Source organism: Leadbetterella sp. DM7 (assembly GCF_040829825.2).
Taxonomy (GTDB): Bacteria; Bacteroidota; Bacteroidia; order Cytophagales; family Spirosomataceae; genus Leadbetterella.
The window spans coordinates 15,042-41,809 of the sequence record NZ_JBFOLH020000012.1 but is presented as its reverse complement, the minus strand read 5'-3'; the positions used below and the strand labels follow the sequence as shown (position 1 = coordinate 41,809).

Below are 26,768 nucleotides of genomic sequence, written 5' to 3'. Positions count from 1 at the left end.
AAATTTATACAATTTCCCGATGAATAGGCCAGCATAAGCGCAAATAAAAAAAACAGAAACCTGATCAGGCTTTGGGATCGTCCTGCACTTCTGCCGAGGTTCCGTCCTCGTTCTTAGGCTTGGAGAAACCGGCGAAAAGGTCGTTCAGCATTTTTTCCGCATCCGGGTATTTCTCTTTCAGGTTGCCCACTATCTCATTGAATTTCTCACTGGCGCCTGCTTTCAGGTCTTCAAAATACTGTGGTGCCCGGTCTACAGCCGATTCGGCCTCTGACTTCAGCTGGCTGCCTTTTTCCTTCAGGCTCTCCATCATTTTTTCACCTTCTTCCGAATTCAGGTATTTATTCAGTGCTACCCCGGCTGCCGCACCCAGGATAAAAGTGGCCAAATGCTTTGCGTTAACTCCCATGATTGTGTTTTGTTTATTCCTTTATATAACGTTAAACCCCTTTTAAAAATTCTCCTGTACCTCATCTTTTATTGCCCCTATAGCCTCTTCTATCAGGGTCCGGGCGGTTTCGTCCTCGTTCTGTAAAAGATAGACGATCGTTTCGCGGGTGCCGGTTTTCCCGGCCTGTTCTGCAATGGCATGCACCAGCGCGGCTGAAGTGGCCGTTGCCGCCGATGAAATTTTTTTCCAGGTTTCTTTTCCCAGGTACAGCTGCTGGGCGGCATTGTGATCAAACTCGGTTCTGACCTCCCGGAGAATAAGCTGCTGCAGCTCGGTAGGACTCAGGTCGGCTGCATTGATCCTGGTAAGCAGGTTCTGAGGCTTTATCCGTTCCAGGAAAAGGATCATTCGCTCGGCGGCCTGGAGCCGTAACGGGTAGCTCACCGCCTGCTGAGCTGCTTTGACGGCCGCTTCTCCCCTGGATCGCTTCCATACCGTAAAGAAAATAAACCCGGCTCCTGCCAGAACAGCAGCCACCCCCAACAGGCCTGTCCAATCGTTATTCATATATCGTTATTCATATTGGGTATCCCGTTATGCAAACCATGCTCCTTCACTTTTCGTTTTTAACTTTTAGTTTTTAGCTTCTACCCTTGGCCGCTTTTCACTTACTTTTACAATTAAGAACAGGTATCCCTTTTTTAATCGGATGCCAAGTTATAAATTTATTTTTTATTACCGAACTTCCGGCAAAAACGCCGGGTTAATTAAGGAACAGAATCGGTAGGACGGTTGCTTTGGCACGATTTCTGACCTGATGAATACAAATCAGATATTCCGGAAGGATAGCCTTGAAGATGTTGAATGTGAAAAAGCCTGCAAAGTTAATCGTACTTATCCTGGGAATACTTTTTTTTGTGGCAGGGTTCTTCAGCCTTGTATTTTTTGACAAAGAAAGCGAAAATAAGTACCAAAGCATTATTCAGAACAATACAGACCAGGCCGTTGCCCGGGCCCGGGCAGAGCATTCTGCTGTTGAGGCTCACATCCGGTCGCGGAAACAGGAAACTTTTGACCGGTACGAGGTCAGCACCTCCTATCCCTATTTTATTTTTAAAGGCGACAGCCTGATCTACTGGTCATCCAACCAATATATCCCGAAAAACCTGCGGAAAGGAGGACCTGAGGTCTTCGTAGAATACAACAAAAATTACGGGTTGCTGGTGAAATCACCGATTCAGCTGGGCAACGGCACCGGCGAGATCGCTTCCCTGGTCAGCCTTTACCAGAACGAAGCACAGTCGGGCTTTGATTACAGCATTTTTTACACCATTCCCACCGCCGTTTCAGCCGAAGCAACTACAGGAAGCTTTAAAATCAGGGGATCAGACGGAAAGCCCCTCTTCTACATCACGCCCGCCAAAGTACCGCAAACCCTTACCATGCGGGCCTCAAAGATCACGCTGATCCTTTTTTCAGCAGGCCTGATCCTGATAACGGTCTTCTGCGCTTGTCACATCCGCAGCCTCGAAAAAAAGCACCAGTTTACGCTGGCCAGCATTAACCTGATCCTGCTGGTGCTGTTTGTCCGGCTCTGGATGCTCATGCTGGGCCTGCCCTGGCAGCTGCTTCCCGAATCATGGGTACCGGAATACCTGGTGGTTCCGCCGGGCTTCGGCGATATGATCCTGTCGTCTTTCTCGGTGATGCTGGTACTGGCGCTCATGGCTTTGTGGCAGCTGGAAGCCCTTACCTATACCGGTGCCCGCAGGTACCCGGTCAACCTGAAAAGCTTTGTTTCGGTGGTACTGGTGCTGATGGCCATTGCCCTGGGGTACTTTGTTTACACCCAGGTGCTGAAGATCTACAGCAACGAGGTGATCGGGCTGGACTATTCCCTGAAGCTGACCAACATTAAGGCGGGCACCTACCTGTTTTTATTTATCCTGTTCGGGATTTACTTCCTGGGCACGCACCTGCTGGTCAATATTTTCAGCAGGATGCAGCCCGGTACCCGGTTCGGTTTCCTGCACTGGCTTTACGGTGCACTGCTGGCCGCCATGATCTTCTATTACCATCACCTCAACTACTGGGTGTGCCTGATCCCGGCCCTGTATTTCCTGGCCGCCTTCTTACTGAAGCTGCCCCGCTATTTCTATATCCTGCGGTTTAAAACCTTTATTTATTTTCTTACCGGGGTTTTTGCCTTCACGTTTATCCTGTTCAGCCTGGTTACCCGCCAGGACAACATCAAAAACCTGCATCATAAAGAACTGTTTGCCGAAAAGCTGCTGCAACAGAAAGACCTGAAAGCCGAACTGCTCCTGAACCAGTTTAACAGCCTGGTCAGGAACGACACCACCATTGCCAATACCCTTGACCGGCCCGTGCTGGCCTACGAATCGCTGCGCCACCTGGTCAAAGACAGCCTGCTCAGCAGCTACTTTGATATTTACCAGGTAGATGTGCAGGCTTACACCACCGGGGGCAGGCCACTGGCCGGCGACTCGCTGCCTGCCCTGAGCCGGGTGTATGCGCAATACGCCGGAGCCGGCAACCGTACCGAATTTCCCGGCCTGTATTTCCTGCGGAAAGAGAACGGCGAAAACATGTATGTGCTCTTTTCCGAAGTGCTGAAAAACGGTATTGTACGGGGAGCATTAGTGCTGAAAGTACGCTACAGCACGTCAGACATGGCCAATACCACCAAGAAGCTGTCTGACAATACCCTGCGCAGAGAACCGGGAATGAGCCGCTTCAGCTATGTGCTTTTTGATAAAAACGGGCGTATCACCTATAAAGAAGGAAATTTTGACTACCTGCGCGAGTTTAACCGGAAACAGGCCGATGCTGCCGTTACGTCTGACCACCAGGTGTTCTATAACGGCTACCTGCATTATATCCGGAAAGATGCCGACGGCAACATAGCCATTGTTACGCAGCCCTCTGACTTTTACCGGGATACGCTTTCCGGCTTCTCCTATTTATTCCTGATCACCCTGAGCGGGATGGTGCTGCTGCTGGGCTTCCTGGCCATCCTGTCGGGCTTTAAAGTGTACCGGATCAGCTTTTCATCCAAGATCCAGTTCTTCCTGAACCTGGCCTTCCTGGTTCCTCTTACCATTATCATCCTGCTGACGCTGGGTGTGGTTATCAGCTCATTTATCACGCTGCAGAACCGGGCCATCCGGGAAAACTCGCTGAACGTGGCCAACACCATTAACCTGCATTACCAGGATTACCTGAAGGGGAAAAGCACAAAAGCCTACATGGAGGAGCAGCTGAATAACCTGGCCCTGTCTGCTGATTTTGAGATCAGTATTTTTGACCGGGAGGGCCGCCTCTCTTATACTTCCACCCCCGGCCTGTACCGGGCACACCAGATCTCCGGCCGGATCAATCCCGAGGCGTATGCCCGCCTCATTTCCGGGCAGAGCAGCGAGGTGCTGCTGCAGGAGAAATTTGACTCCCGCGATTTCAAAACCGTTTATCTGAACGGCAAAGGCGCCGACGGGAAAAGCTACGGACTGATCGCTGTTGCTTACCCGGAGGCCGGCTCTACGCTTCAGCTGCAGATCCAGGAGGTGGGAGCCGCTATCCTGATCATCTTCCTGGTCATGTTCTTCATCCTCCTGGCTTTCTCATACGCCGCCAGCACCAACCTGACCGGCCCCTTAAAGCTGATTGCCCAGAAGCTGAAGAGAACCAGCCTCAACACCAATAACGAAGAGATCGTCTGGAAATCAAACGACGAGATCGGCCTGCTGACCAATGAATACAACCGGATGATCCGGAAGCTGGAAGAAAGCCGAGAGGCCCTCTCGGCCAGCGAAAAGCAAACGGCCTGGCGCGAAATGGCCCGCCAGGTGGCACACGAGATCAAAAACCCGCTTACGCCCATGAAGTTGTCTATCCAGCAGCTTCAGCGTACGCTACCGGCCGACAACGAAGAAAACCGGCTGAAAATAGACCGCGCGCTGGCGTCGATCAACGAGCAGATCGATAATATTTCCGAAATCGCCAATTCGTTCTCGGAATTCGCCAAAATGCCGGTTCCGCGCACCGAGATCTTTGATCTGGTTTCGGCCGTACAGAAAACCATCGACCTGTACTCCCAGAACAACAACATCAAGATCAACTTCCATACCGAAACCGCCGTGATCATGGTCAGCGGCGACAAGATGATCCTGAACCGGGCCATTAATAACCTGGTGCTTAACGGGCTGCAGTCGGTTCCTCCTACCCGGAAACCCATTATCAGCGTATCGGTATCGGAGAAAGGCGATATGGGTATGGTGGAGGTGCAGGACAACGGCACCGGGATCTCCGAAGAGCTGCGTAAGAAGGTATTTATTCCGAACTTCAGCACCAAGCAGGGCGGTTCGGGCCTGGGGCTTTCCATGGCCAAAAGAGGCATTGAACACGCCGGCGGAAACATCTGGTTTGAATCGGTAGAAGGCGAGGGCACCACCTTTTACCTGGAGCTGCCTAAGAGCAAATAGTCGTTTTCAGATATTCGTAAAGTTGTTTTTTTGTAAAGTCATTTTTTCGTAAAGTTATTTTCCTCACCGGGTAATATCACCTTGTATGAAAAAACAAAAGCACCCCTCCCCGGCCCCGGCCGCCTGATTTGCTTTACACCGCTTATGCAATATTTTTGCTATCTTTGCCCCGTATGGCAACTATCCGTTCTTTCGTATTTTCTCCGTTTTCGGAGAACACCTATGTGCTCAGCGATGAGACCCGCGAGGCCGTGGTCATTGATCCCGGCTGCTACACGCAGGCCGAAAAAGAGCAATTGCGCGATTACATCCGGAACGAAGGGCTGACGGTGAAGGCCATCCTGCTCACCCATGCCCACCTCGACCATATTTTCGGTGCGGCGTATGTGGCCCGCACATTCGGGGTGGAAGTGTACATGCACCCGCTGGAAGAGCCCATCCTGGCCGATTTTGAAACCCGGTGTAAGCTCTGGGGCATTCCCGGCTGCGAACCGGTACAAGCCTCTCATTATTTTGAGGAAGGCGATACGTTCTCTTTCGGAAATACCGTACTGGAGATCATCCATGTACCCGGCCACGCCCCCGGTCACGTGGCCTTTATCTGTGCGCAAGACAGGATGGTCATCAGCGGCGACTGTCTTTTTCACCGGAGCATCGGCAGAACCGACCTCCCCATGGGCGATTACGATACCCTGATCCGTTCTATTAAAACCAAACTTTTTCTTCTTCCTGACAATTACCGGGTATATGCGGGGCATATGCAGCCTACTACCATTGGTGAGGAGAAAAAACTTAACCCGTTTTTACAACCGTGAGGCTCTTTACTATCTCTAATTTCATTACCCTGTCTAACCTCCTCTGCGGTTGCCTGGGTATCCTGGCCGTTCTGAACGACGGCGACCTGAAAAAAGGAGGGCTCCTGATAGGCCTGGCGCTCGTCTTCGACTTCTTTGACGGTTTTGTGGCCCGGCTGCTGAAAGAAAGCTCTGAACTGGGCAAGCAGCTCGACTCGCTGGCCGACGTGGTGTCGTTCGGCGTATTACCCGGATTTATTCTCTGGGCACTCGTAAAAGACTCGGGCTTCCTGCCGCAGAACACAGAATATATCGTGCTCCTGATCCCGGTATTTTCGGCCCTGCGACTTGCCAAATTCAATATCGACACCCGGCAGTCGATGAGCTTTATCGGTCTGCCTACCCCGGCCAATGCCATGGTCATTGCCGTTTTTCCTTACCTGGCTGAAAACCCGGGAATCGCCGGTATCCTGCTGGACTCCTGGTTTCTGCCCGTATATGTACTTGTTTTTTCCTACCTCCTGGTAGCAGAAATTCCGCTGCCTGCCATGAAGTTCAAAAATTACTCCTGGCAGGACAACCGGTTTACCTATACCTTGCTGATTCTTTCGGTTATAGCGCTGGCCGTACTTAAGCTGGCGGCTGTGCCCCTGATCATTTTCGGCTATATTCTATACTCCATCATCCGTTATCTCCGGAATTCCTGAAAAGCTTATTTCCGGCGAACCGGCGGCCGTTTTACCCGGAGAGTAAGCGGAGGCTGTGCGCTGAGGTTTATTTTATGGTTCCCCGGTTTTTCTACCGGCAGGAAATTCAACTGGCGGGGAGGCGTATAGTTTTCGGCAGTGGTCGACGTATACACCGTTTCGGCATCTTTGAGCCATTCGTAATAATTCACCGGATGCGGGTAAAGGTCATCGTCCAGCTCCAGGTACATCAGGTGAAGGTGGGTATCTGACCGGCTCCTGGCGGCGTTAAAACCGGTACGCCCTACTTCTCCCAGCTTGTCGCCGGGCCGTACCCGCTGACCGGCCTGTACCACGCTGATGCGGTTATGGGCATAATACCACAGTCCGCCCCTTTCCAGGTCATATACCCAAACGTAATTTCCTCCCTTGAAAACAGAACCTTCCTGCCAGTCGTGCTCTACCGCCAGCACTATCCCGTTTCCTACTGACACCACGTCTACGTACTCGCCGCGCCGGTCATCAATACAATCGTGGTCGCGGTCATAAATAAAAATATCGTGGGCCGGGTGACTTCCGCTCACCGACTGGTCAAACAGGTCAAACTGGTGCACGTAATACCCGTTACCTCTTCGTCCGCCAACGGCCGAAACATTGCTGCCGGCCAGCGGAAATACCAGCGGGATGTACTCTCCCGGTGTCAGCGTATTCGGAAATTTCCTCCTGAGCTCCTTCATAATGGCCTTAAACTCTTCTTCTGCTTCAGGAGGAGTAACGTAGTAATTCCGTACGTTGACGAGAAGTTCCCTGTACTTTTCAAATAAATAAGGATGCTCCCTGAACAGAAAAGCGCTATCGCTCTCCGGCTTAAAACAGAAAACAGAAGATACAAGCAGCAGTGTGTTAATCAGCATCAACGGTCTTATAAAAACTTTTTTCTGCAAATATAACGCCGGAAATGACCGGATGACGTAAGTACGTATAGCGGATCATTGATTTTATCTAAAAAAAACTAAAATAAAACACAAAAACCGTTGTATATTTGAAGCTTAATTCAGAATTTTTAGCACTTTTGAGCTGGACAGGAAATCTCTACCGTAAAAATAAAAACTTCATTGGTTACTTTGTAGCTGCTTTGGGAGGGGTCATCGTCCAGTATCTTACAGGTACCACGCTATTGGTCAATTTCCTGAAATGGAATACCATAGATGCCTTCTGGGTGGGCTATCTGGTATCTATCCCCGTAGGTTTTTTCCTTACCAAGCTGCTCGCCTTTAACGCCCGGAATTCGGGGCAAACCACGCGTGAAATCATCAAATATCTCATCACTATCGTGGTTTCGGGGTGCATCACCGTTTACGGGGCCGACTACTCCATCCGTTTCCTGCTCCGTCTTTTCGGTGACCAGAAGCTGGCCATTCCTTTTACCACTAACGAATTCAGCCCGGCCGGCACCATCGGGCATTTTATGGGCATGGGCATGAGCTTTATCTTCAACTTCATTGTCCACAAAAAGTTTACTTTTCAGCAAACCGGCCTGTGGGATAAGATCACCCGTTCATTCAGAAGTCACTGATCTACTAAAAAATATGGCCTTTTCTGTACTTGAAATACACCTGATGTGTATTTTTGGTAAAGTAAAACGATCAATCTATGAAAAAAACATCAATCCTGCTGTTTCTCCTGCTGGTTGCTGCGGGAGTATCTGCGCAAAAAATGACGGTTCAGGAAGGCGATTTTAAATTCCTGAAAGATGCAAAAGCCGTTAATGTGGTATTTCGTTACGATGACATGAAGCTGTTGAAAGAAAACAAAACCGAACAACAGTACAAAGAAGAAAGAACCGCCGAGCTCAATGCCAAAAATGCCGGCACCGGCGATACCTGGGCTAAAAAATGGGATGGCGCCAAAGAATCAATCTGGGAGCCTAATTTTATGGACCTCCTGGCCAAAACCGTTACAGCGAAGAAAGGAACCGTTTTCGGACAGGGCCGTAAAGATGCGCCCTACACCCTGACTGTTGATGCCACCTGGCTTTATCCCGGCTGGGACGCCGGCGTGATGAAGCAACCCGCCAAAGTGTCTACCCTGCTCACCTTTACAGAAACCGGCAACCCCTCGAAAGTATTGCTGAAGATCAAAAGCGAAAACGCACCGGGAGACCAGTGGGGAAGCAATTTCAGCAATGAATCCCGTATCGGTGAAGGGTTTGAAAAGACCGCCAAAACCCTGGGAAACAGGATTGTTAAAGAAGCGTATTGAGGAAGTGAAAAGTGAAAAACTAAAAGTTAAAAGTTAAGGTACATTCTTATCTATGTTCCATAACTTTTAACTTTTAGTTTTTCACTTTTATCTTTTATCTTATCCTTCTCCTTGTCTAAATATGGAACTCGTCCACGCTCCCGCCGTTCTGCAGCAGGTACGCCATACTTTTGATCACCCGGTCGTGTTTCTGTACAAAAGGGTTTTCCTCGTTCCAGACATACCCGGCCAGCACGGCACATATTTTTCGTTTCACATCGGGGTTCTCGGGCTGATGGAAGAAAAGGGTCTGCAGGTTACCGGTATACCACTCTTTCACATACGTGGAAAACACATTCACTCCCCTTTTGATGTAATCCGAATATTCTTTTTCCCAGTTGACCGGCTCACCGGCCCGCTCTTTCAGGAACAGCTTAGCCGAAAGAAGCGCTGATTCCGTGGCAAAACATACTCCTGAAGAAAATACGGGATCCAGGAAGCCCGCACTGTTGCCTGTGAGCGTAAAGCCCGGGCCGTAATTCTGCTTAACCGAGCAGGAATAATTCTTTATCCGGTGTGGTTTGAAAATAAATTCAGTGTTGAGGTAGCGGTCGCGGTAGTAATCCGAGCGCCGGATGGCCTCCCGCAGGGCCTCACCCGGATCTTCCGGCAGTTTTTCAATATATTTAGTGGGCCCCACCACACCCAGGCTGGTATTTCCGTTAGAAAACGGGATCACCCAGAACCATACCTGGGTTTCCAGGATATCGAACGTGATCAGGGTTCCCTCATCTCCCCCTACCCGGCCATCATCTTTTACGTGGGTAAAAATAGCTGAGTTTTCAGTAACATCCGAGGGCATATCCAGGTCAAGAAGCCGCGGCAAAACCCGGCCGTACCCGCTGGAATCAATGATAAATTTTGCGCCTATTTCGTACGTTTCCCCGTCTTTATTCCTGACCGTGGTGACCGAGTCGGTGCCCTTGAAAGACACGTCCAGCACTTCAGTTTCAAACTCCACGTCTACCCCCTTCCTGATCACCTCCTGCGCCAGGGTATGATCAAAATCGGCCCGGGGTGCCTGCCAGGTCCAGTCCCATCCCTCTCCGAATTTATTGCTGAAATCAAAAAAGCAGGTCTCTTTCCCCCGGATAAACCGGGCACCCGCCTTTATCTCAAAATTCTTTGCTTTCAGGGCTTCCAGGAGGCCTGCTTCTTCGTAGTGTTCCATAGAGCGCGGAAGGAAGCTTTCCCCGATCACAAACCGCGGAAATTTCGATTTTTCCACCACTTTCACACGCACGCCGTGGTTGGACAGGTAAGCCGAAGCCACACATCCCGAAGGACCGGCCCCGATTACTAAAACATCTACTTCCTCCTTTTTCATATTATCTGTTTAGTATGGTAAAAAATACGTAAGAAATATACTATCTTTGCTGCCTCAAAATTAGGAATATTATATTCAAAGACAAAAGAATTCTGTTTTGAATCCAGTCCGGTTTAACCCTTGATATTTAATGAGCTCCGATACGCGGCATTTAAACCTAAATAGCTTTAAATCAATATTATACAAAGAGTCTCCCGTAGAAATCGATGACCCTACGCTGCAGCGGGTCAGCCGCAGCTTTTCATTTCTCGAACAATTTTCCCGGAACAAGATTCTTTACGGCGTAAATACCGGGTTCGGTCCCATGGCGCAATACCGCGTTCCCGAAACCGACCGCGCCCTTTTGCAATATAACCTGATCCGGAGCCATGCCACGGGCGCAGGCCAGCCGCTGGCTCCCGAGTTTGCACGGGCAGCCTTACTGGCCCGGCTGAACACTCTTTCACTGGGCCATTCCGGGGTTCACCCTTCGGTAATTACGCTCATGCAGGAGCTGCTGAACCGTGACATTATCCCGCTTATATTTGAACACGGCGGAGTAGGCGCCAGCGGTGACCTCGTGCAGCTAGCCCACCTGGCGCTGGTGCTTATCGGCGAAGGCGAGGTCTTCTACAAAGGCGCAAGAAGAAATACGGCCGAAATTTTTGAGGAAGAAGGCCTGCTCCCGATACAGGTGGAGATCCGCGAAGGGCTTGCCCTGATCAACGGTACCTCCGTTATGTCAGGCATAGGCATTGTCAACCTTTTCCGGGCCCGGAAGCTCCTCGACTGGTCGGTAAAATGTTCATGCGCCATCAATGAGCTCATGCGGGCTTATGACGATCACCTCTCCCTGGAGCTCAACCAGACCAAACTGCACGAAGGACAACGTGAAATAGCTGCTCAGATGCGGGCCTACCTGGCCGACAGCCGGCTTACCCGTAAGCGGAAAGAGCACCTTTACACCGGGGAGAACAAAGAGTCGGTATTCAAAGAAAAAGTACAGGAATACTATTCTATCCGCTGCGTGCCGCAGATCCTGGGGCCCGTTCTGGATACCCTCAATTACGTCTCCCAAGTACTCGAAAATGAGATCAATTCGGCCAATGACAACCCTATCGTAGACGTAGAAACCGAGCAGGTATACCACGGCGGGAACTTCCACGGCGATTACGTATCGCTGGAAATGGACAAGCTGAAAATAGTGGTTACCAAGCTGACCATGCTGGCTGAACGCCAGCTGAATTACCTGCTGAACCCTTCGCTGAACGGTATCCTGCCCCCGTTTGTGAACCTGTCGGTGCTGGGCTTTAATTTCGGGATGCAGGGGCTGCAATTCACAGCTACCTCTACTACCGCCGAAAGCCAGACCCTCTCCAACCCCATGTACATTCACAGCATTCCCAACAATAACGATAACCAGGATATTGTAAGCATGGGCACCAACGCTGCCCTGCTGGCCGCTAAGGTGATTGAAAACGGCTTCCAGGTGCTCAGCATTGAGCTGATCACAATTTGCCAGGCTATTGATGCGCTGGAATGCAAAGATTTTGTATCTTCGACTACCAAAGACCTGTACAACACCATCCGGTCTGTGGCCCCGGTATACCGGGAAGACCGGCCCATGTACAGCGAAATAGAAGCGGTGAAAAATCGGTTATTAAACGAAGAGGTATCATGAAGTGTGCCCTGATTACAGGCGGATCAAGAGGAATAGGCCGGGCCGTTTGCCGGAAGCTGGCAACGGAAACCGCGTACCACCTCCTGATCAATTACCAGTCAAATCAGGCTGCTGCCGAAGAAACCCTCCGCGATGTGGAAGCCCTGGGCCGTACAGGTGAGATCATCCGTTTTAACGTGGCTGACCGCGAAGAAACCCTGAGCGCCCTGACCGGGTGGCAGGAGGCCAGCCCCGGCGCACGGGTAGAAGTCATTGTCAACAATGCGGGCATCACCCGCGACGGCCTTTTTATGTGGATGAGCCCGCAGGACTGGACAGATGTGATCCAGACCAGCCTGAACGGTTTTTATAACGTTACGGGCTTTTTCATCCAGCAAATGCTAAGAAACAAATACGGGCGTATCGTTAATATTGCTTCGGTATCGGGCATGAAAGGTACTGCAGGGCAGGTGAATTACTCGGCAGCCAAAGGGGCCCTGGTAGCGGCCACCAAGGCCCTGGCCCAGGAGGTTGCCAAACGGAATATCACGGTCAACGCCGTGGCCCCTGGCTTTATCAGGTCAGATATGACCGGCAACCTGAACGAAGAAGAATTGAAAAAGCTTATACCGCTGGGCCGTTTCGGTGAAGCGGAAGAAGTAGCTGACCTGGTGAACTTTTTGGTATCTGAAAAAGCTTCTTATATTACCGGGGAGGTTATCAATATAAACGGAGGAATCTATTCATAAGATGCATAGAAGAGTGGTTATCACGGGCATGGGGATCTATTCCAGCATAGGAATCACCTTAGAGGAGGTAAGGGATTCGCTATACCAGGGCAGGTCCGGGATCGTCATTGACCCCGAGCGGCAGGAGTACGGCTTCAAGTCGGCCCTCACCGGCAGCGTACCCAAACCCAACCTGAAAGATATGCTTACCCGCCGGCAACGCACCAGCATGGGTGAAGAGTCGGAATATGCCTACCTGGCCACCGTACAGGCTTTGGAGCAGGCCGGGATCGATATGGATTTCCTGGAAAAAAATGAAGTGGGTATTCTTTACGGCAACGACAGCGTTTCCCGCTCCATTATTGAAGCAACCGATATTTTGCGGGAAAAGAGAGATACCTCGCTGATAGGCTCCGGGGCTATCTTCCGGTCAATGAACTCTACCGTAAACATGAACCTCTCCACCATCTTCAGGATGCGGGGCATCAACCTTACGGTGAGCGCGGCCTGTGCCAGCGGTTCACATTCTATCGGCATGGGCTTTTACCTTATTCAAAGCGGCCTGCAGGATACCGTGGTTTGCGGCGGGGCCCAGGAGATCAACAAATACGCCATGAGCAGCTTTGATGCGCTGGGTGTATTCTCTACTTTCCACGAAGACCCGGTTGCTGCCTCCCGGCCGTTTGACCGGTCACGCGATGGCCTCGTTCCCAGTGGCGGAGCGGCCACCCTGGTGCTGGAAGAATACGAAAATGCCGTGAAACGCGGCGCGCCTATCCTGGCAGAAATCATCGGGTACGGCTTCTCCTCGAACGGCGGCCATATCTCCACGCCCAATGTGGAAGGCCCCTCAGTAGCCATGCACCGGGCGGTCAGCCAGGCCGGAATAAAAGCAACCGACGTTGACTATATCAATGCCCACGCCACCTCTACGCCCCTGGGCGACTCCAACGAGGCCGAAGCCATCTTCGGAATCTTCGGAGAGAGAAATCCCTACGTAAGCTCTACCAAGTCTATGACCGGCCACGAATGCTGGATGGCCGGGGCCAGCGAGGTCATTTATTCGGTCCTTATGATGCAAAATAATTTCATCGCACCCAATATCAATTTCGAAACTCCCGACGAGCAATCGGCTAAATTAAATATCGCCAAAAATACCATAAACGAAAAAATTGATATATTTTTGTCAAATTCGTTCGGTTTCGGAGGAACGAACTCCGCATTAGTGGTTAAAAAGATATGAGCAAGGAAGAGATAATAAAAAAGACCAACAGTTTTCTATCGGAAGAATTTGAAGTAGATATCGACACCATCCGGCCTGACGCCGTTTTAAAAGATACGTTAGGACTGGACAGCCTGGATTATGTAGACCTGGTGGTAACGGTGGAAGCCAACTTCGGCGTAAAGCTCGGAGAGGCCGATTTTGTGGGGCTTTCTACCTTCAACGATTTCTACCGGCTCATAGAAAGAAAATTAAACAATGAGTGAGTGGGATGGTAAATCCAAAGGAACGGTTCTCGGCTACAAAATCTTTGTTTTCCTGATTCGCAAAGCAGGAGTAAGAGCAGCTTACGGCTTACTTTTCTTTGTGGCATCCTACTATTTCCTGTTTCTTACCGACAGCAACCGCTCTATTTACTACTACTTCCGGAAAAGACTCAATTACCCGCCGGTAAAGGCTCGCTTGTCGGTTTTCAGGAGCTACTTTACATTCGGACAAACCATCATTGATAAGATTGCCATCTCGGCAGGCCTGCGCAACCGTTTCACGTACGAGTTTGACGGCGTTGAAACCCTCAAACGCCTCCTGGCCGAGAAAAAAGGAGCCGTGCTGATCAGCGCACACATGGGGAATTTCGAGATCGCCGAGCATTTCTTTGCAGAGATCGACCTTGATTTTCACATTAACCTGGTCACCATTGACCAGGAGCATTCGGCCATCAAAGAGTACCTCGAAAGCATCGGCAAGCCTTCGGTAAAGCTGATCCTGATCCGCGACGACATGTCGCACATTTTTAAGATTAACGAGGCCCTTTCCAACAACGAGCTCGTATGCTTTACCGGCGACCGCTATCTCAAAGGCAATAAATACATGTCTTCTCCCCTGCTGGGCAAGGAAGCCCGTTTCCCGGCCGGCCCCTTCATGATCGCATCGCGCCTCCGCGTGCCGGTGGTGTACGTGTACGTAATGAAAGAAGCCGGGCTTCATTACCACCTTTACGCCCGTGAAGCTACTGTAAAGCACCGCGACGCCCAGGCGCTGCTCACCTCTTATACCGAAAGTGTGGAAGGCATGATCGGACGGTATCCGTTGCAGTGGTTTAATTACTTTGATTTCTGGGCAATTGATAGTTGACAATGGATAATTGACAATGGACAATGGACAATGGACAGTTGACAACGAATGTTAGACAATTAAAATAGGTAATAGATATAAAACAACAACAAACCGGTAACAATTTACAGAACAGGTTTCTTAATCGCTCCTTGTCCATTGTCAATTGTCCATTGTCAATTAAAAAAAATGCCTTTCTACAAAGAAATACCATTACCTCCCCACGGTGTGCTGATGCTCTGGAAAGTGGAGACCGGAGAAGGCCTCCCGGTGAGCTTAACCGAAGCCTCCCGTAAGCGGCTGGCCGGCATGAAGCGGCAGGAGCACCGCAACGGCTTCCTGGCCGTGAGAATGCTGCTGGAAAGGGCAGGACTGAGTGATGATGACGTTCTATATGAAGCTGACGGGCGGCCTCTCCTGAAAGACGGCCGGCAAATCTCCATCAGCCACTCTCACGCCTTTGCAGCGTTGTATACCGGCCCGGAACCTTATGGCATTGACATTGAAAAGATTCATCCCCGCATCATAAAAAACCGGCCTCATTTTATCAGGGATGAAGTGATCCTGCCGGGATTCGAACCGGAAACGCTTACCCTTATCTGGACAGTGAAAGAGGCCATTTTTAAGCTCAGTAATTCCCGGCCGTTAAGCTTTCTGACCGACCTGCATGTACATTCTTATGATCTGAGCTCCGGCACGGGTACGGCCGTTTCCACCTTCCCGGGCTGGGAAAAGGGGTTTTGTTTTCAGTTTGAGCAGATAGAGGATTATATGCTGACATGGTGCAAAATCACCTGACGGAGTATAGAGAACACAGATTTCAACAATAAAACTTTCTCATTCCCGATTTAACTTCTATATTGTCGGCAAATTCACACTACAAATTATGCCGCGTACCAACATTACGAACATCCACGATAAGTTCATCAAGCAGATTCTTTCCAATAGAGATTTGGCCGTAGAGTTTCTTCATCAGTACCTTCCCAAAGCATTGACCCGTATACTGGACTTTGAAACACTTGCCCCACAAGATACTTCGTACATTACTGATCAATTAAAAACCTCTTATTCTGACCTGATCTGGGGAGTAAAAATAAAAGGTAAAGAAAGTTTACAGATCAGCCTGCTGCTGGAACACAAAAGCAATGCAGATCTCAACACCACCTTTCAACTATTGGAATATCTGGCACTGGGTTACCAAAAACAGCTTCGGGAAAAGAAAAAACCGGAACTCATTGTACCGATACTCTATTATCACGGAAAAAAGAACTGGCAGTTTAAAGCTCTTGATACATATTTCACCTCTTATCCTGATTTCCTTAAAAAATACCTGCCTTTATTTGCTGCAGAATTTATTAATCTCAATGAAATCTCGTCTGAACAAATCTATGTACTCAAAAACGGGTTATTATCCAGCGCCGTTATGTTACAGAAGTATTGTTTTGACCCGGAAGGGCTAGCTATTCATATGGACAGAATTATTGAAAACCTCAACCCCTATTTGGAGTCGAACGTTATGGAAAGTATATTTGTTTACCTTGTAAATGGCACACCTGTTGTAAGAAATAATTTTACGAAAGCTATAAAAAAACTACCTGAAGATATGAGTACTAAAATATTAACATTGCGCGAACAGTTCATCCTGGAAGGAAAAGAGAGGGGAATTACGGAAACAGTGCAAAAAACGGTTCTCAATGCTTACGATGCCGGTATTAACATATCCACTATCCGTATCATCACTGGGGAAAGCGAAGAAAAAATCAGGCAAATCCTGGCCCGAAACAAACGAATCTTATAATTTACGATTGACGCTCTCAGATTCATAATTCGTAAATCAAAAATCCCTTACCTCCTGTCCACAAACTGCACCGGTTTACGGCTTTTGGGCACATAAACCCGTTTATTGAGCTCTTCCAGCGGCAAAAATTCAATCCTGGGCGTTACCCGGAGCTTAGCCCGGAAATGATCACGAATCTGGGTGATAAAATCATCGGAAGGGTCATCTACAGCCAGGAAAATCTGGATTTCGTCGGTACCCAGCTCATTGACCGAGATCTCGATCAGGTGGTTCCGGATTTCATCAAACCCGTTCAGCAGGTTATTCATGGCCGGCGGATACAGGGTGGTGCCCTTGTATTTGATCATCTGCTGCTTACGGCCAATCACCGGGCCTATCCGGAGGGAGTTCCGGCCACATCCGCAGGGCTCATGATGCGCCTGTACAATATCACCGGTTTTAAAGCGTACCAGGGGCATGGCCTCCACTCCCAAAGTGGTCACTACCAGCTCACCGATTTCTCCATCGGGCACCTGCCGTCCTTCTTCATCCACTATTTCCACAATAATCAGGTCAGGATGATGATGGCCGCCCTGCTGAAGCCCGCATTCGGCAAAAGCCGTACTCATTTCTGTAGAAGCATAGGTAGAAAACAGGCGGATATCCCATTTCTCCGTGATCCTTGCGCTGATATTATTGGGCGAAAAATCCTGGTTCCGGAGCGGTTCACCAATACAGATCGCTCCCCTGACCCCGCTGTTCCGGTAATCTATCCCGTTCACCTCCGCATATTCGATCATCTTGATCAGGAAAGACGGCACCGTGATCAGGTAAGCCGGACGGTACCGCTGTATGGCATCCCACTGCAGCTCCGGAACACCCGCCCCTACACGCACCACGGTGGCCCCCAGCTTTCTTAACCCCAGGAAATACGCCAGGCCGGCCATAAACTGCCTGTCCATGGTGGTCATCAGTTGCACTACATCTCCTTTCTCCACACCCGAGCAGTCAAAAGACATGGCTTCATTACGGGCCAGGCGTTCCAGGTCAGAATCTGTCAGGGCAAAGGTTACGGGGCTTCCTGATGTACCCGAAGTAGTAGCATAGTCGACCACTTTCTGCGGCGGAACACACAGGAATTCCGCATTAAACTGCTGGAGGTGCTCTTTGGTAGTAAAGGGTAGCTTTTGCAGGTCTTCCAGGTTGGCTACTTCAGCTATGCTGGCTCCCGCTTCCCGGTAATATCGCTGATAAAAGGGGGAATTCCGGGCCACATACGCCAGGGCTTCTTTAAGCCGGATCTCCTGAAATGCCGCTATTTTCTCTCTGCTCCAGTTCTCTATACTAAGCTCTATCATAAATTCTTCTCAATTTCCCGTCGTGCAGGCAGGGTGGTGATCTCTTTGGTCAGAGCCGTTTCAAAGTAAATCCGGGCCTTATCCTCCTGCTTCCTGTTCTTAAAATATTTTCCTGATTTGTAATATACGGACCAAAGTTCAGGATTCAAAGAAATATACTCCTCAAAAAATGAATCGGGCAGCACGGTATGCGCCTTCAGCGCCCTGTCCAGCATACGATCCAGCACCCGGTATCGTTCATAGCCGGCATACGCCCGGCTGTGCAGAAATGGGTCTTCTTTTACAGTTTCAGCATCAGACCAGAGGCTGTCTTTTCGGTCTTCCGAAAAAACTTCTTTCAGGTCATACGCCACAAAAGCGCCCAGCTGGTACGGGCCTGCCGACACCCATGCCTTGCGTTCCGCCGGCCTGAACACCACCCCATGGTGAGCCAGCAGCTGGTTCAGGGCTTTCTCGTTGCCGAGTCCTATCTCCCGGTCGTCCAGCCCGTACCGGTTACGAAGAAGGTTCACGGCCTTTTCCACGTTTACTTTTTCTTCGTGATCCAGCAGCTGGTTCATCCGCTCAAACCGGTACATGGAATGGCTCTCGGCTTTTTGTTTCCGGTTCTTTTTATCACGGGAATATGCGGTACTCAGAAAATGGTTGGAACAAACCAGCCGGGCTCGGTTTTCCACCGCATAAATCCCTCTTTTGCGGGGAGAAATTTCAATCAGCACAGCCCGGTTGTCAGCCGCGCTGCCTACCATGATGCTCTCCGAAACAAATACCTTCCTACGGGCTGAAATGGCGACCGCCTCGTCTATATTTTTCGCATATTGCAGGATTTCCCGTACCAGCAGCGATACGGGTGTCCGGGCCTTCCAGGGTACAGACGATTTCCCTGCATTGATAGTCACCGTGAGGCCTTCCGTATTCATGCCCGAAACCACACCGATCATGCCGGGCCAGCTCACCGACAGAAACCCGTATCCTGAATCGGGCTTCACAAAGGCAACCACCTTGTTTTCTGCAAACTCATCGCCCGCATAAAAATCAAAATTCCGGCCTATCAGCAGATTTCCGTCTTCGGTATTTTCACCCCATACGGCAAAGGAGGTACAACCTACCATGGCCAGGTCCTGGAGCGCGTGCCCGATATCGTGGGCAGCATGCAGGTACAGGCTCCGGGCATACGGTTTGGCAATAAAATCCAGGCTGTCAGAAGCATAACGCGACAAGCCGTAGATCTCCTGCCGGTATTCGGGAATAATGCTCCGGGGTAATTTCCGGTTATACCAGGCCAGGAAATGCCTGAGCAGCCATTGCCTGCCTTTTGAGGGGACGATCTCTTCTACTTTCCTGAAAAAAACGCTTTCCTGGTGCCGGTACAGGCTGTCGGTGAGCGCCCCGTTCCGCAACCCCAGCTCCAGGGGAGAGCCTTCTATGTACAGCTCCCAGAGGCGGTAAGGGTTTTGCTTCAGGCTGCTGTTTCCCGTTATCCGTCCGGTTGCCGAAACCTGAGTAACCCCGGGTGCCGTATACGGAAGGGAATACCGGTTCAGCTTTGCCGTTCCGCAGCCGGTCAGCAGCAGGATCAACAGCCCGAATGCGCTATATATCAGTCTTGATCTCACGGTTAATTTTGTCCAGCAGGTATTTCTTTCCCAGGATCTCCGAACAGGTAGCCACAGCTCCGATAGTTACACCCAGTATGCCGTGCATATTCACACTCTGGCCGGTAAAATACAGGTTACTGATCTGAGATTTCGGCGATATAAAGTTAAGCATGGGGCGGTTACTATCCCGCACATAACCGTACATATTCCCCTCCTCTCCCCCGATATAGTCACGGTACGAAAGAGGCGTAGAGGTATACACAGCTTCAATGCAGTTGCATATGCCGGGAAATTTTTTCTCAATTTCTTTCAGGAAACGCTCTGTGCGGTCCTGTTTAAACGCCTCATAATCTGCTCCCCGGTCTGCTTTACCGGCTACCGTATTGACCGTGTCTGCCCAGGGTTTTACGTCTTCAAAACGCATATAGGTCATAAAGGTCATGCTTTCGGCATAGGTATCACCGGGGTTTTTCAGGCCCATGGAGGCCATATAGCTTTGGGGCCAGGTTTCGTCGGTATAAAACTGGGCTGACCATACGCTGGCCTCGTTCCGCAGGTGGTAAAAATTCCGGTTCTCGTACCGGATACAGCCGGGCTTCAATACTGCATACAGGCTGAAGGCAGCCACCACGGGCTCCAGCAGTGCCACACGGTTGGTAAACGACTTACGAAAGTGCCCCGCCATGGCCAGCGTGGCTTTCAGGTCTATGTTGGAAATAAACTGCTTACCGGTAAATTCTTCACCGGTGCGGGTCCTGACCCCGGTCATTTCTCCTTCCCTGAAAACAAACTCCGTTACCTCCCGGTGCTTCAGCAGGGTCACCCGGTACTTCCGGAGCTCCCTGACAATCTGCCGGGTGATCTGGCTGCCCCCTTTTATCACGCGCCACGCACTTTCTATATAGGAATTAACCGATAAAGCATGCACATAAAAGGGTGTTTTTTCGGCAATTCCGGCGTAGAGATACGATGATCCGGCCAGCACAGCCTTCAGTTTTTCGTTGGCGGTCAGTGAATCCAGGTAGTCACGGGTATTCAGCGACAGTATACCGGTATCGTAATTTCCCTCTGCTTCCAGGTTGTACAACGGAAACAGCCGGCAAACCTCCTGCAGCCGGGCACAGTATTTTTGCAGCGCCTCTTCTTCCTCCGGGAAGTACCTGAGCAGGCGGGCCATAAAATTAGCATATCCCTGGGCATGCGGGTACTCGTGCGGATCGCCGTCAAACGAGATCACATCAAACCCGTCTTCGTCCATACGGCTGAGCTCCAGCCCGTCGTAAATACCCAGGTATTTAAAATACCGATACAGGTTTTGTCCCTCTGCAAGTCCGCCGATGTAGTGAACTCCCGTATCCAATATCGTTTTATTCCGCGAAAAAGTCTGCAGGTTACCGCCCAGCTGGTTATTCTTCTCCAGCACCAGCACTTTTAGTCCCTCTTTTGCCAGGATAACCGCTGAGGCCAGGCCGCCCAGGCCGCTCCCGATAATGATCACATCATACATAGCTTTTCAGATCAATTACCTGCGTAAAAGACCGCACCCATTCTTCCGGCAGCCGGTGTGCGCACGAAATAAGCAGAACATCATAGTTTCCCTGAACGGGCAGCTCGCCGGGGTAATCCAGGTGCCGGTTCCTGACCATATAATTGTTACGGGCCACTTCTCGCTTTTCTTCGTCCCTGATCCAGGAATCTACTTTTCTTGCAGGCTCGCGTAGCACCATCAGCAGGTCGCCCTCCCCGTAATCATCGGCAATATGCAAAATTCTGGCCGTGGAAGAAAGCTCCGGCTCTACGGCGAAAAACCGCTTCTCCTTCTCCTCCAAGCCGGTTTTTACGGCTTCATATACTTCTTCTTCCTTGTAGAGATAATTTTCCATCACTACCTGACCGAAATACCCCGGCCCTTCCAGCTCCTGCCGTAAACGGCTGTATTCTTCCTTAAAATAACGGCTTACACCTTTGGTTCTTTCCCGGTAGCCTTCTCCGAAGGCCCGGTTCTCCGGACTGATCCGTTCCAGGATCTTCAGGGTGATGCCGTACTTCCGGATAAAGAAATCGCCTTTGGGGAATACATCGGCCCCGCCGTGAATCAGCACGGGCAGGATATCCATTCCGAAATGCTCTGCCAGGTAAAATGCACCTTTGTGGAAACGCCTGATCCGGTTATCCGGAGAGCGCGTGCCTTCCGGGAATACAATGATCGAATAGCCCGCGTCTACCTTCTCCTTCAGCTGGTCCATGCCGCCTTCCAGGCCTTTGGAAACCGGGTAAAATCCTAAAAAACGGACGCCTTTCCCAAAAATAGGACTGTTATAGACCCAATCGCTGACCAGGAAAACGGTCCTCGGATGCAGCATGCCCAGGGCAAGAATATCCAGGAAGGAGGTATGGTTGGCAATGATCACCGCCGGTTTCCGGAAGTCTTCACCCGTGGTGTTGACGATACGGGTTTTCCTGAGGTTCACGCTCGTATCCAGAACCGACTTCATAAACGCGGCCATAAACCGGCGCAGGCCGCTTTTTAACCTTTCCCGGTTACCCGGCCAGAACGAGGCCAGCGTACTTAAAAACGAAAAGAACAGGCCGCCCAGCCCGTAGTAGGTAAAAGACAGCACAGAAGTGATCAGGGTAAGCAAACGGGCAGGTGATTTGCCCCGTTTCGGCCTCCACATGATAAAGGCCCGGAAAAGCAGGGGGTAAAAAACAAAGGTAATGAGCACGGCCATGGATACCCCTACCAGCGAAACGGCTGAAATAGATTTCAATGCAGGATGCTCAGCAAAGATGAGGGCACCGATAGCCAGGATGGTGGTCAGCACCGCCAGCAATACAGAGGTGCGGTAAAGGGGCATTTCATCACGGCCGTAAGTATATTCTTTCTGCAGGGCAGAGGTCATGAAAATACTGAAATCCACCCCGTGTCCGAAAACCAGCGTACACACAATGGTGCTGAAGATATTCAGGTCAATACCCAGCAAGCCCATTACTCCTGCCGTTACCAGCCCCGTGAGCCCGATAGGAATGGCGCTGATCAAAACCAGCTCAACTCTCCGGAAGAATACAAAGAGAATAAGAAGAACGGCTATAAACGACAGGTTAACCAGGCTGTTAAAGTCGTTTTTGAGGTTACCCAGGAAAGTCTCGTTGAGCTGTTGCCGGTCAATGACCAGCGTAGACGGCTCGTTTTTGAAACGGGCCAGCACCTCATCGCGCCGGCTTTCATCAATCTTCACCTGGCTGATCACACTGAAGAGCCCTCCTTTATCACTGATGAAATCCTGCAGGGAGAGGGCTTCAAAATCCAGGAAGCCGGTATAGCTTACCGGGTGAAAATCATGGTTAAGCAATTCAAAGAAAGAGGCGTAGGCATCTGCTGCCAGGCCGGTTTTCAGGCCTTCTGAAACCAGTGTCTGCTCTACCAGCGCTTTTCTTTGCGGTGTCCAGAAGCGGTTCCACCGGTCTGTTTTCTGCTGCTGTCCCGCCTGCGAGAGCAGCAGGTCTGCAGGTGAGCTGAAGTCGAGGATCAGGCCGGCGGTTTTGGCATTGCGAAGCTCTGCGGCCAGCGTCCGGCTCCTGTCGAGCGCCGAATCCAGGCTGCCGGCATAGTTGACCAGGTAAAGCGACTTAGACGTCAGGTGAGTCGATTCTTCCAGCTTTTTTTCGGTTTGCCGGATATCTTCCGGTACAAAATTCAGCCGGGAAATGTCTTCGTTAAAGCCTACTTTTGAATAGGTGAAGAGGCTGATAACAATGGCCAGCACACACAGGGCGATCAGCAGGCGGCTGCGTTCGAAAGAATAGGCCGACAACCGGTCTAAAAGGTTCTTTTTCCGGGGAGTCTCCTGCGGCCGCTGCCGGTAAAGATGCGGAATAATAAGCAGTGAAAACAGGGCCGAAGCCACTACGGCCACAGCCGCAAAAATGCCAAGGTCTCTCAGCGCCTCAGAGTGTACAAAAAGCAGGCAGAGAAAAGCCACCGCCGTGGTGGTGCTGCTCATGATCAGCGGCCGGGTGACATCGCGGTACAGCGTTTCCATGTCGCTGTTGTGCTTGTAATGGGTCAGGATATGCAGGGCATAATCAATGGTCACTCCCAGCAAAATGGCGCCTATGCTTAACGAGATGGCCGAAATGGTATCTTTGAGAAAATAGAGCGCCGTGGTGGCCATCAGCACGCCGAATACCGTAGGAATAAAAAGCAGCAGCGGAACATAGAAACGCCGGTAATACAGCATCAGGATCAGCATCAGCACCGCCAGCGCCACAGCCGTGGTGGTCACGATGTCCTGCTTGATCTGCCGGGCATTGGCTACGGCAATCAGGGCTGCACCGTAGTATTCTACCGTACTTTTTGTTTCAAATTCGCGGTTGAGGTGATTTTGTATGCGGTAGAGCTGCTCTGCAAAGGCCGTATTTTTTTCGGTTTCGTTCCCGGCCAGCACCGGGTTAATGAACAGCAGCAGGTTTTGCCGGTCAGGGGTCAGCACATAGCCGTTTTCTGTCACAAATTCTTCACCGGCATTCAGGTCCTGCAATTTTCGCAGCCCCGTAAAAGTCATTCCCAGGGGGTCTTCCATCACCATTCTCCCTGAAACCAGTGCAGAAGGCGAGGTCAGCATACGGTAATTGGCCTGTACGGTTGCCCGCAGGCTGTCGGGCCGCAGCCGGGCTTCCAGCACAGAGTAGTCGGAAGCGTCAAGAAAGAGCGGCAGGTGAGATCGTACAAAGGCAAAAGCTTCTTCAAAGGTATCCTCCGAAAGCCGCCCCTGTACCGAGCGTACATAGGGTTCACACACCGTGAGGCTGTCGAGGAAGGCATCTGCCATAGCCGTGAGATCATCGGTATTTCCCTCCTTGTCCTTCCGGATCAGCACCGTGATCTTATCGGCAAATTCAAGGCTGTTCAGCACCCGCGATGCCCGGTCAGACGATTCGCTTTTGGGAATCAGCCGGGTAATATCTTCTTCAAACTGAAGCCGGGTGAACAAAAAAACGGTCAGGCCCAGGTAAGCCAGGGCAAGGAACAGGGTGAGTGCCCTGTTTTTCTCTACAAAGCGGTGAATCCGGATAAATATCTTATGCATTCAACGCCGTTTTAGTCCTGGAGAAAAAAGTAAGTAGCCCATAGCCCGACAGGCCGGTAAGGGCGGCCATGACCACTGCCAGCACCGAAGCCCCGACAAGGTACTGGAAGAGATGATGCTGCACCAGCTCAAAGGTCAGCGGCTCGTCCGGGAGCCAGGGAGAAGCAACAAACAGGGATCCTACCTTCAGAGAAGCAAAAATAATCAGGGGAATAAGGGGGGGCAGGCTCACGTTGGAAAAGGCAAAGGCGATCAGCTTGTTCAACCGAAGCACATACGCCGAGCCCAAAACGCCCGCCGTTTGAAAGCCCCACAGCGGCACAATGCCCCAAAATACACCCAGAGCCATAGAGAAAGCTTTGACCTGGTCGCTATCGTTACTTTCCAGCACTTCCTCTTTCAGGAATTGCCGGATGTCTTTTTTTTTTAGACTGCGAAAAAAATTACGGGGCTTGATGTACAGCAGGGTGATCAGTACAAGCACGGTATTCAGGATGCTGATGCGGGTAAAATCGCGGAAAGGACGAAAATGAGATACCCGGTCTTTTTGCTCATAATGCACACGAACCGGCACATTCTCCACATTCACGCCCTTCCAGGCCGCCCGCACGATCGACTCGATCTCAAATTCGAACTTAGGGGTAAAATACCGCTGCGGCATCCGTGAAAGCGGGTACAGGCGAAAACCCGACTGGGTGTCGCCCAGCTTCACCCCCGTTTCAAACCAGAACCAGAAGTTTGAAAACGCATTGCCGAAGCTGCTCTTGCGGGGCACCCCTTCCTGGGCCATATTCCGCTCCCCGATCAGCAGGATATTGCCGTCAGAGGCATTCAGCCTTTCTATAAATACGGGAATGTCATCGGGGAAATGCTGGCCGTCAGAGTCAATGGTAATGGCAAAGTCATAGCCCATCTCAAGGGCTCTCCGGAACCCGTTTTTCAGGGCTGTCCCTTTCCCGAGGTTCCGGGGGTGCTGAAGCACGGTAAGACCGGGAAATTCTTCCAGGATCTCCGCCGTATGGTCGGTAGAGCCGTCATTCACCACAATCACCGCCTCTGTGTACTTCAGCACACCGCTGATCACACGGGCCAGCGTAAGGTGATTGTTATAGGTGGGAATGATCACACACCATTTGTATGTCGACGGAACCCTCAATCTTTTCTAAGGTCTTTTAACTACAAAGATAAGGTATGTACTGTGGAAAGCAGCAAGGAAGTGAAAAACTAAAAGTGAAAAGATAAAAGTGAAAAGATAAAAGTGAAAAGTGAAAAGTTATGGTCTGGAACTTTTAGTTTTTAGTTTTTCACTTTTCACTATTTCTCAGGTATCCCCCCACAAAATCCTTCAGCTCGCCTTCCGGCAGCCCCTCAAAATGCCGGGTCACAAAGGCCCGGTCTTCCTCTATCTTATCTTTGTATTTCAATATTTTAGGCGAGTTCTCCTGGATGCTCAGCCGCAGCGTACGAATCTCGACATGGTCGGGATCTTTGGCTACCGCCCATTCCAGCATATGGATGCCTTCGCGTGCCAGCTTCTTTTTGTCTTCTATTTTCTTCGCATATTTGCCCCCTATCAGCAGGGCCGCACCCCTGTAGGCCTGTAAAAGCGGCTTTGATGAGGCTGATATCTTTTCGGTAGTTCGCAGAAATTTCTCTGCGCCCGCTTCTGATGCCGACGCCGCCACAAATTCTTTACGCAAACGGGCCACCTCCTGGGCCTGTACCCCGAAAGACAGCCAACATAAGATTCCTATGGCCAGACTTCTCATATTCTTTTGTAGGTATTACTCATTTTGAGTGCGGTAACATCTTCAAAAAGTGTTGTATTCTTCACCCGGATCTGCTCCTCTTCCGTACTGTCTATTTCCAGCTCCAGCAAGAGCTCCGGGTTCTTTTCCGGGTTGATCAGCGCCATAAACTTCACATTGGCCACACTGGTCATCATCAGCTTCATGCCCAGGATATCCTGGGTCAGCTCTTTTACCACCTGCAGCATACAGGCGCCGGGAGTGACCGGGTTACCCGGGAAATGGCCTTTAAAAATAGCATGATCTTTATTCAATACCACGGCCACGTGGTATCTGCCCTCCCCTTTATCGGTAACCGCATTTACGGTATAAAAGCCTTTCTCTGCCAGCATACGTTATTTTCGTTCTTTAAGATAATACACCGGGCCTGCCTGCATGACCCGGCGGGTTTCCCGGCAGCAAATTTCCGGTATATTCTCCTGTAGTGTATGCCG

At 50.6% G+C, this 26,768-nt stretch carries 23 protein-coding genes; 12 read left to right on the top strand and 11 right to left on the bottom strand.

The window, feature by feature from the left end:
- Positions 1-64: 64 nt before the first annotated feature.
- Both AB2U10_RS13605 and AB2U10_RS13600 read right to left on the bottom strand, forming a co-directional pair.
- On the bottom strand, positions 65-409 hold the full coding sequence (locus AB2U10_RS13605) for a YtxH domain-containing protein (RefSeq protein ID WP_367915412.1): 345 nt from the start codon (positions 407-409) through the stop codon (positions 65-67).
- A gap of 42 nt (positions 410-451) precedes the next feature.
- Positions 452-958, bottom strand: coding sequence for a DUF7935 family protein (locus tag AB2U10_RS13600; protein ID WP_367915413.1), 507 nt, complete (start codon positions 956-958; stop codon positions 452-454).
- A gap of 299 nt (positions 959-1,257) precedes the next feature.
- Between AB2U10_RS13600 and AB2U10_RS13595 the strand changes: the two genes are divergently transcribed.
- The 3 genes from AB2U10_RS13595 to pssA all read left to right on the top strand — a co-directional run bounded on the left by AB2U10_RS13595 (position 1,258) and on the right by pssA (position 6,394).
- Positions 1,258-4,893: a sensor histidine kinase gene (locus tag AB2U10_RS13595; protein WP_367915414.1), complete on the top strand. Its 3,636-nt coding sequence runs from the start codon at positions 1,258-1,260 to the stop codon at positions 4,891-4,893.
- 173 nt (positions 4,894-5,066) lie between these two features.
- Entirely contained in the window at positions 5,067-5,708 is a 642-nt protein-coding gene (locus tag AB2U10_RS13590) for an MBL fold metallo-hydrolase (RefSeq protein ID WP_367915415.1), read from the top strand.
- Positions 5,705-6,394 (top strand): CDP-diacylglycerol--serine O-phosphatidyltransferase, encoded by a 690-nt coding sequence (gene pssA, locus AB2U10_RS13585; protein ID WP_367915416.1) that lies wholly within the window; start codon positions 5,705-5,707, stop codon positions 6,392-6,394. The genes AB2U10_RS13590 and pssA overlap by 4 nt, the downstream gene beginning before the upstream one ends.
- Positions 6,395-6,399: 5 nt before the next feature.
- Here pssA and AB2U10_RS13580 read toward each other — a convergent pair whose 3' ends face one another.
- Positions 6,400-7,287, bottom strand: a complete 888-nt coding sequence (locus tag AB2U10_RS13580) for a M23 family metallopeptidase (protein ID WP_367915417.1) — start codon at positions 7,285-7,287, stop codon at positions 6,400-6,402.
- Between the two features lie 128 nt (positions 7,288-7,415).
- Here AB2U10_RS13580 and AB2U10_RS13575 point away from each other — a divergent pair, with 128 nt between their 5' ends.
- On the top strand, positions 7,416-7,949 hold the full coding sequence (locus tag AB2U10_RS13575) for a GtrA family protein (RefSeq protein WP_367915418.1): 534 nt from the start codon (positions 7,416-7,418) through the stop codon (positions 7,947-7,949).
- Positions 7,950-8,026: 77 nt separating this feature from the next.
- Positions 8,027-8,635 carry a hypothetical protein gene (locus tag AB2U10_RS13570; protein ID WP_367915419.1) on the top strand — a complete coding sequence of 203 codons (609 nt, stop codon included), beginning with the start codon at positions 8,027-8,029 and terminating at the stop codon, positions 8,633-8,635.
- A gap of 115 nt (positions 8,636-8,750) precedes the next feature.
- On the opposite strand, the gene AB2U10_RS13565 is transcribed toward AB2U10_RS13570, so the two are convergent.
- Positions 8,751-10,001: an NAD(P)/FAD-dependent oxidoreductase gene (locus AB2U10_RS13565; protein ID WP_367915420.1), complete on the bottom strand. Its 1,251-nt coding sequence runs from the start codon at positions 9,999-10,001 to the stop codon at positions 8,751-8,753.
- 130 nt (positions 10,002-10,131) lie between these two features.
- Here AB2U10_RS13565 and flxA point away from each other — a divergent pair, with 130 nt between their 5' ends.
- The 7 genes from flxA to AB2U10_RS13530 all read left to right on the top strand — a co-directional run bounded on the left by flxA (position 10,132) and on the right by AB2U10_RS13530 (position 16,501).
- Complete coding sequence (gene flxA, locus AB2U10_RS13560; RefSeq protein ID WP_367915421.1) at positions 10,132-11,661, top strand: flexirubin biosynthesis tyrosine ammonia-lyase FlxA; 1,530 nt, start codon at positions 10,132-10,134, stop codon at positions 11,659-11,661.
- On the top strand, positions 11,658-12,389 hold the full coding sequence (flxB, locus tag AB2U10_RS13555; RefSeq protein ID WP_367915422.1) for a flexirubin biosynthesis SDR family reductase FlxB: 732 nt from the start codon (positions 11,658-11,660) through the stop codon (positions 12,387-12,389). The genes flxA and flxB overlap by 4 nt, the downstream gene beginning before the upstream one ends.
- A 1-nt stretch (position 12,390) precedes the next feature.
- Entirely contained in the window at positions 12,391-13,611 is a 1,221-nt protein-coding gene (locus AB2U10_RS13550) for a beta-ketoacyl-[acyl-carrier-protein] synthase family protein (protein WP_367915423.1), read from the top strand.
- Positions 13,608-13,856, top strand: coding sequence for an acyl carrier protein (locus tag AB2U10_RS13545; protein WP_367915424.1), 249 nt, complete (start codon positions 13,608-13,610; stop codon positions 13,854-13,856). The genes AB2U10_RS13550 and AB2U10_RS13545 overlap by 4 nt, the downstream gene beginning before the upstream one ends.
- Entirely contained in the window at positions 13,849-14,724 is an 876-nt protein-coding gene (locus tag AB2U10_RS13540) for a lysophospholipid acyltransferase family protein (RefSeq protein WP_367915425.1), read from the top strand. The genes AB2U10_RS13545 and AB2U10_RS13540 overlap by 8 nt, the downstream gene beginning before the upstream one ends.
- A gap of 168 nt (positions 14,725-14,892) precedes the next feature.
- Positions 14,893-15,501, top strand: a complete 609-nt coding sequence (locus AB2U10_RS13535; protein ID WP_367915426.1) for a hypothetical protein — start codon at positions 14,893-14,895, stop codon at positions 15,499-15,501.
- A gap of 88 nt (positions 15,502-15,589) precedes the next feature.
- Complete coding sequence (locus AB2U10_RS13530; RefSeq protein ID WP_367915427.1) at positions 15,590-16,501, top strand: Rpn family recombination-promoting nuclease/putative transposase; 912 nt, start codon at positions 15,590-15,592, stop codon at positions 16,499-16,501.
- 47 nt (positions 16,502-16,548) lie between these two features.
- Here the strand turns inward: AB2U10_RS13530 and flxY are convergent, their stop codons facing one another.
- From flxY to AB2U10_RS13495, 7 genes are all read right to left on the bottom strand, one after another.
- On the bottom strand, positions 16,549-17,838 hold the full coding sequence (flxY, locus tag AB2U10_RS13525) for a flexirubin biosynthesis putative acyl-CoA ligase FlxY (RefSeq protein ID WP_367915428.1): 1,290 nt from the start codon (positions 17,836-17,838) through the stop codon (positions 16,549-16,551).
- Positions 17,835-19,454 carry a C45 family autoproteolytic acyltransferase/hydrolase gene (locus AB2U10_RS13520; RefSeq protein ID WP_367915429.1) on the bottom strand — a complete coding sequence of 540 codons (1,620 nt, stop codon included), beginning with the start codon at positions 19,452-19,454 and terminating at the stop codon, positions 17,835-17,837. Before AB2U10_RS13520 ends, flxY begins: the two co-directional genes overlap by 4 nt.
- Complete coding sequence (locus tag AB2U10_RS13515; RefSeq protein WP_367915430.1) at positions 19,432-20,943, bottom strand: phytoene desaturase family protein; 1,512 nt, start codon at positions 20,941-20,943, stop codon at positions 19,432-19,434. The genes AB2U10_RS13520 and AB2U10_RS13515 overlap by 23 nt, the downstream gene beginning before the upstream one ends.
- A complete protein-coding gene (locus AB2U10_RS13510) occupies positions 20,936-24,526 on the bottom strand; it encodes an MMPL family transporter (RefSeq protein WP_367915431.1) in 3,591 nt (1,196 codons plus the stop codon). The genes AB2U10_RS13515 and AB2U10_RS13510 overlap by 8 nt, the downstream gene beginning before the upstream one ends.
- The gene (locus AB2U10_RS13505; protein WP_367915432.1) at positions 24,519-25,682 is read right to left on the bottom strand and encodes a DUF2062 domain-containing protein; all 1,164 of its coding nucleotides are present in this window, start codon (positions 25,680-25,682) and stop codon (positions 24,519-24,521) included. The genes AB2U10_RS13510 and AB2U10_RS13505 overlap by 8 nt, the downstream gene beginning before the upstream one ends.
- 148 nt (positions 25,683-25,830) lie before the next feature.
- A complete protein-coding gene (locus tag AB2U10_RS13500) occupies positions 25,831-26,295 on the bottom strand; it encodes a hypothetical protein (RefSeq protein ID WP_367915433.1) in 465 nt (154 codons plus the stop codon).
- A complete protein-coding gene (locus AB2U10_RS13495; protein ID WP_367915434.1) occupies positions 26,292-26,666 on the bottom strand; it encodes an ApeI family dehydratase in 375 nt (124 codons plus the stop codon). The genes AB2U10_RS13500 and AB2U10_RS13495 overlap by 4 nt, the downstream gene beginning before the upstream one ends.
- Positions 26,667-26,768 lie beyond the last annotated feature (102 nt).

Bases quoted from the DNA above. Each gene is read 5' to 3' on its own strand.
- AB2U10_RS13605 (WP_367915412.1), bottom strand. From the start codon at position 409: ATGGGAGTTAACGCAAAGCATTTGGCCACTTTTATCCTGGGTGCGGCA.
- AB2U10_RS13600 (WP_367915413.1), bottom strand. From the start codon at position 958: ATGAATAACGATTGGACAGGCCTGTTGGGGGTGGCTGCTGTTCTGGCA.
- AB2U10_RS13590 (WP_367915415.1), top strand. From the start codon at position 5,067: ATGGCAACTATCCGTTCTTTCGTATTTTCTCCGTTTTCGGAGAACACC.
- AB2U10_RS13580 (WP_367915417.1), bottom strand. From the start codon at position 7,287: ATGCTGATTAACACACTGCTGCTTGTATCTTCTGTTTTCTGTTTTAAG.
- AB2U10_RS13570 (WP_367915419.1), top strand. From the start codon at position 8,027: ATGAAAAAAACATCAATCCTGCTGTTTCTCCTGCTGGTTGCTGCGGGA.
- AB2U10_RS13565 (WP_367915420.1), bottom strand. From the start codon at position 10,001: ATGAAAAAGGAGGAAGTAGATGTTTTAGTAATCGGGGCCGGTCCTTCG.
- flxA (WP_367915421.1), top strand. From the start codon at position 10,132: ATGAGCTCCGATACGCGGCATTTAAACCTAAATAGCTTTAAATCAATA.
- flxB (WP_367915422.1), top strand. From the start codon at position 11,658: ATGAAGTGTGCCCTGATTACAGGCGGATCAAGAGGAATAGGCCGGGCC.
- AB2U10_RS13550 (WP_367915423.1), top strand. From the start codon at position 12,391: ATGCATAGAAGAGTGGTTATCACGGGCATGGGGATCTATTCCAGCATA.
- AB2U10_RS13545 (WP_367915424.1), top strand. From the start codon at position 13,608: ATGAGCAAGGAAGAGATAATAAAAAAGACCAACAGTTTTCTATCGGAA.
- AB2U10_RS13540 (WP_367915425.1), top strand. From the start codon at position 13,849: ATGAGTGAGTGGGATGGTAAATCCAAAGGAACGGTTCTCGGCTACAAA.
- AB2U10_RS13535 (WP_367915426.1), top strand. From the start codon at position 14,893: ATGCCTTTCTACAAAGAAATACCATTACCTCCCCACGGTGTGCTGATG.
- AB2U10_RS13530 (WP_367915427.1), top strand. From the start codon at position 15,590: ATGCCGCGTACCAACATTACGAACATCCACGATAAGTTCATCAAGCAG.
- flxY (WP_367915428.1), bottom strand. From the start codon at position 17,838: ATGATAGAGCTTAGTATAGAGAACTGGAGCAGAGAGAAAATAGCGGCA.
- AB2U10_RS13515 (WP_367915430.1), bottom strand. From the start codon at position 20,943: ATGTATGATGTGATCATTATCGGGAGCGGCCTGGGCGGCCTGGCCTCA.
- AB2U10_RS13510 (WP_367915431.1), bottom strand. From the start codon at position 24,526: ATGCATAAGATATTTATCCGGATTCACCGCTTTGTAGAGAAAAACAGG.
- AB2U10_RS13500 (WP_367915433.1), bottom strand. From the start codon at position 26,295: ATGAGAAGTCTGGCCATAGGAATCTTATGTTGGCTGTCTTTCGGGGTA.
- AB2U10_RS13495 (WP_367915434.1), bottom strand. From the start codon at position 26,666: ATGCTGGCAGAGAAAGGCTTTTATACCGTAAATGCGGTTACCGATAAA.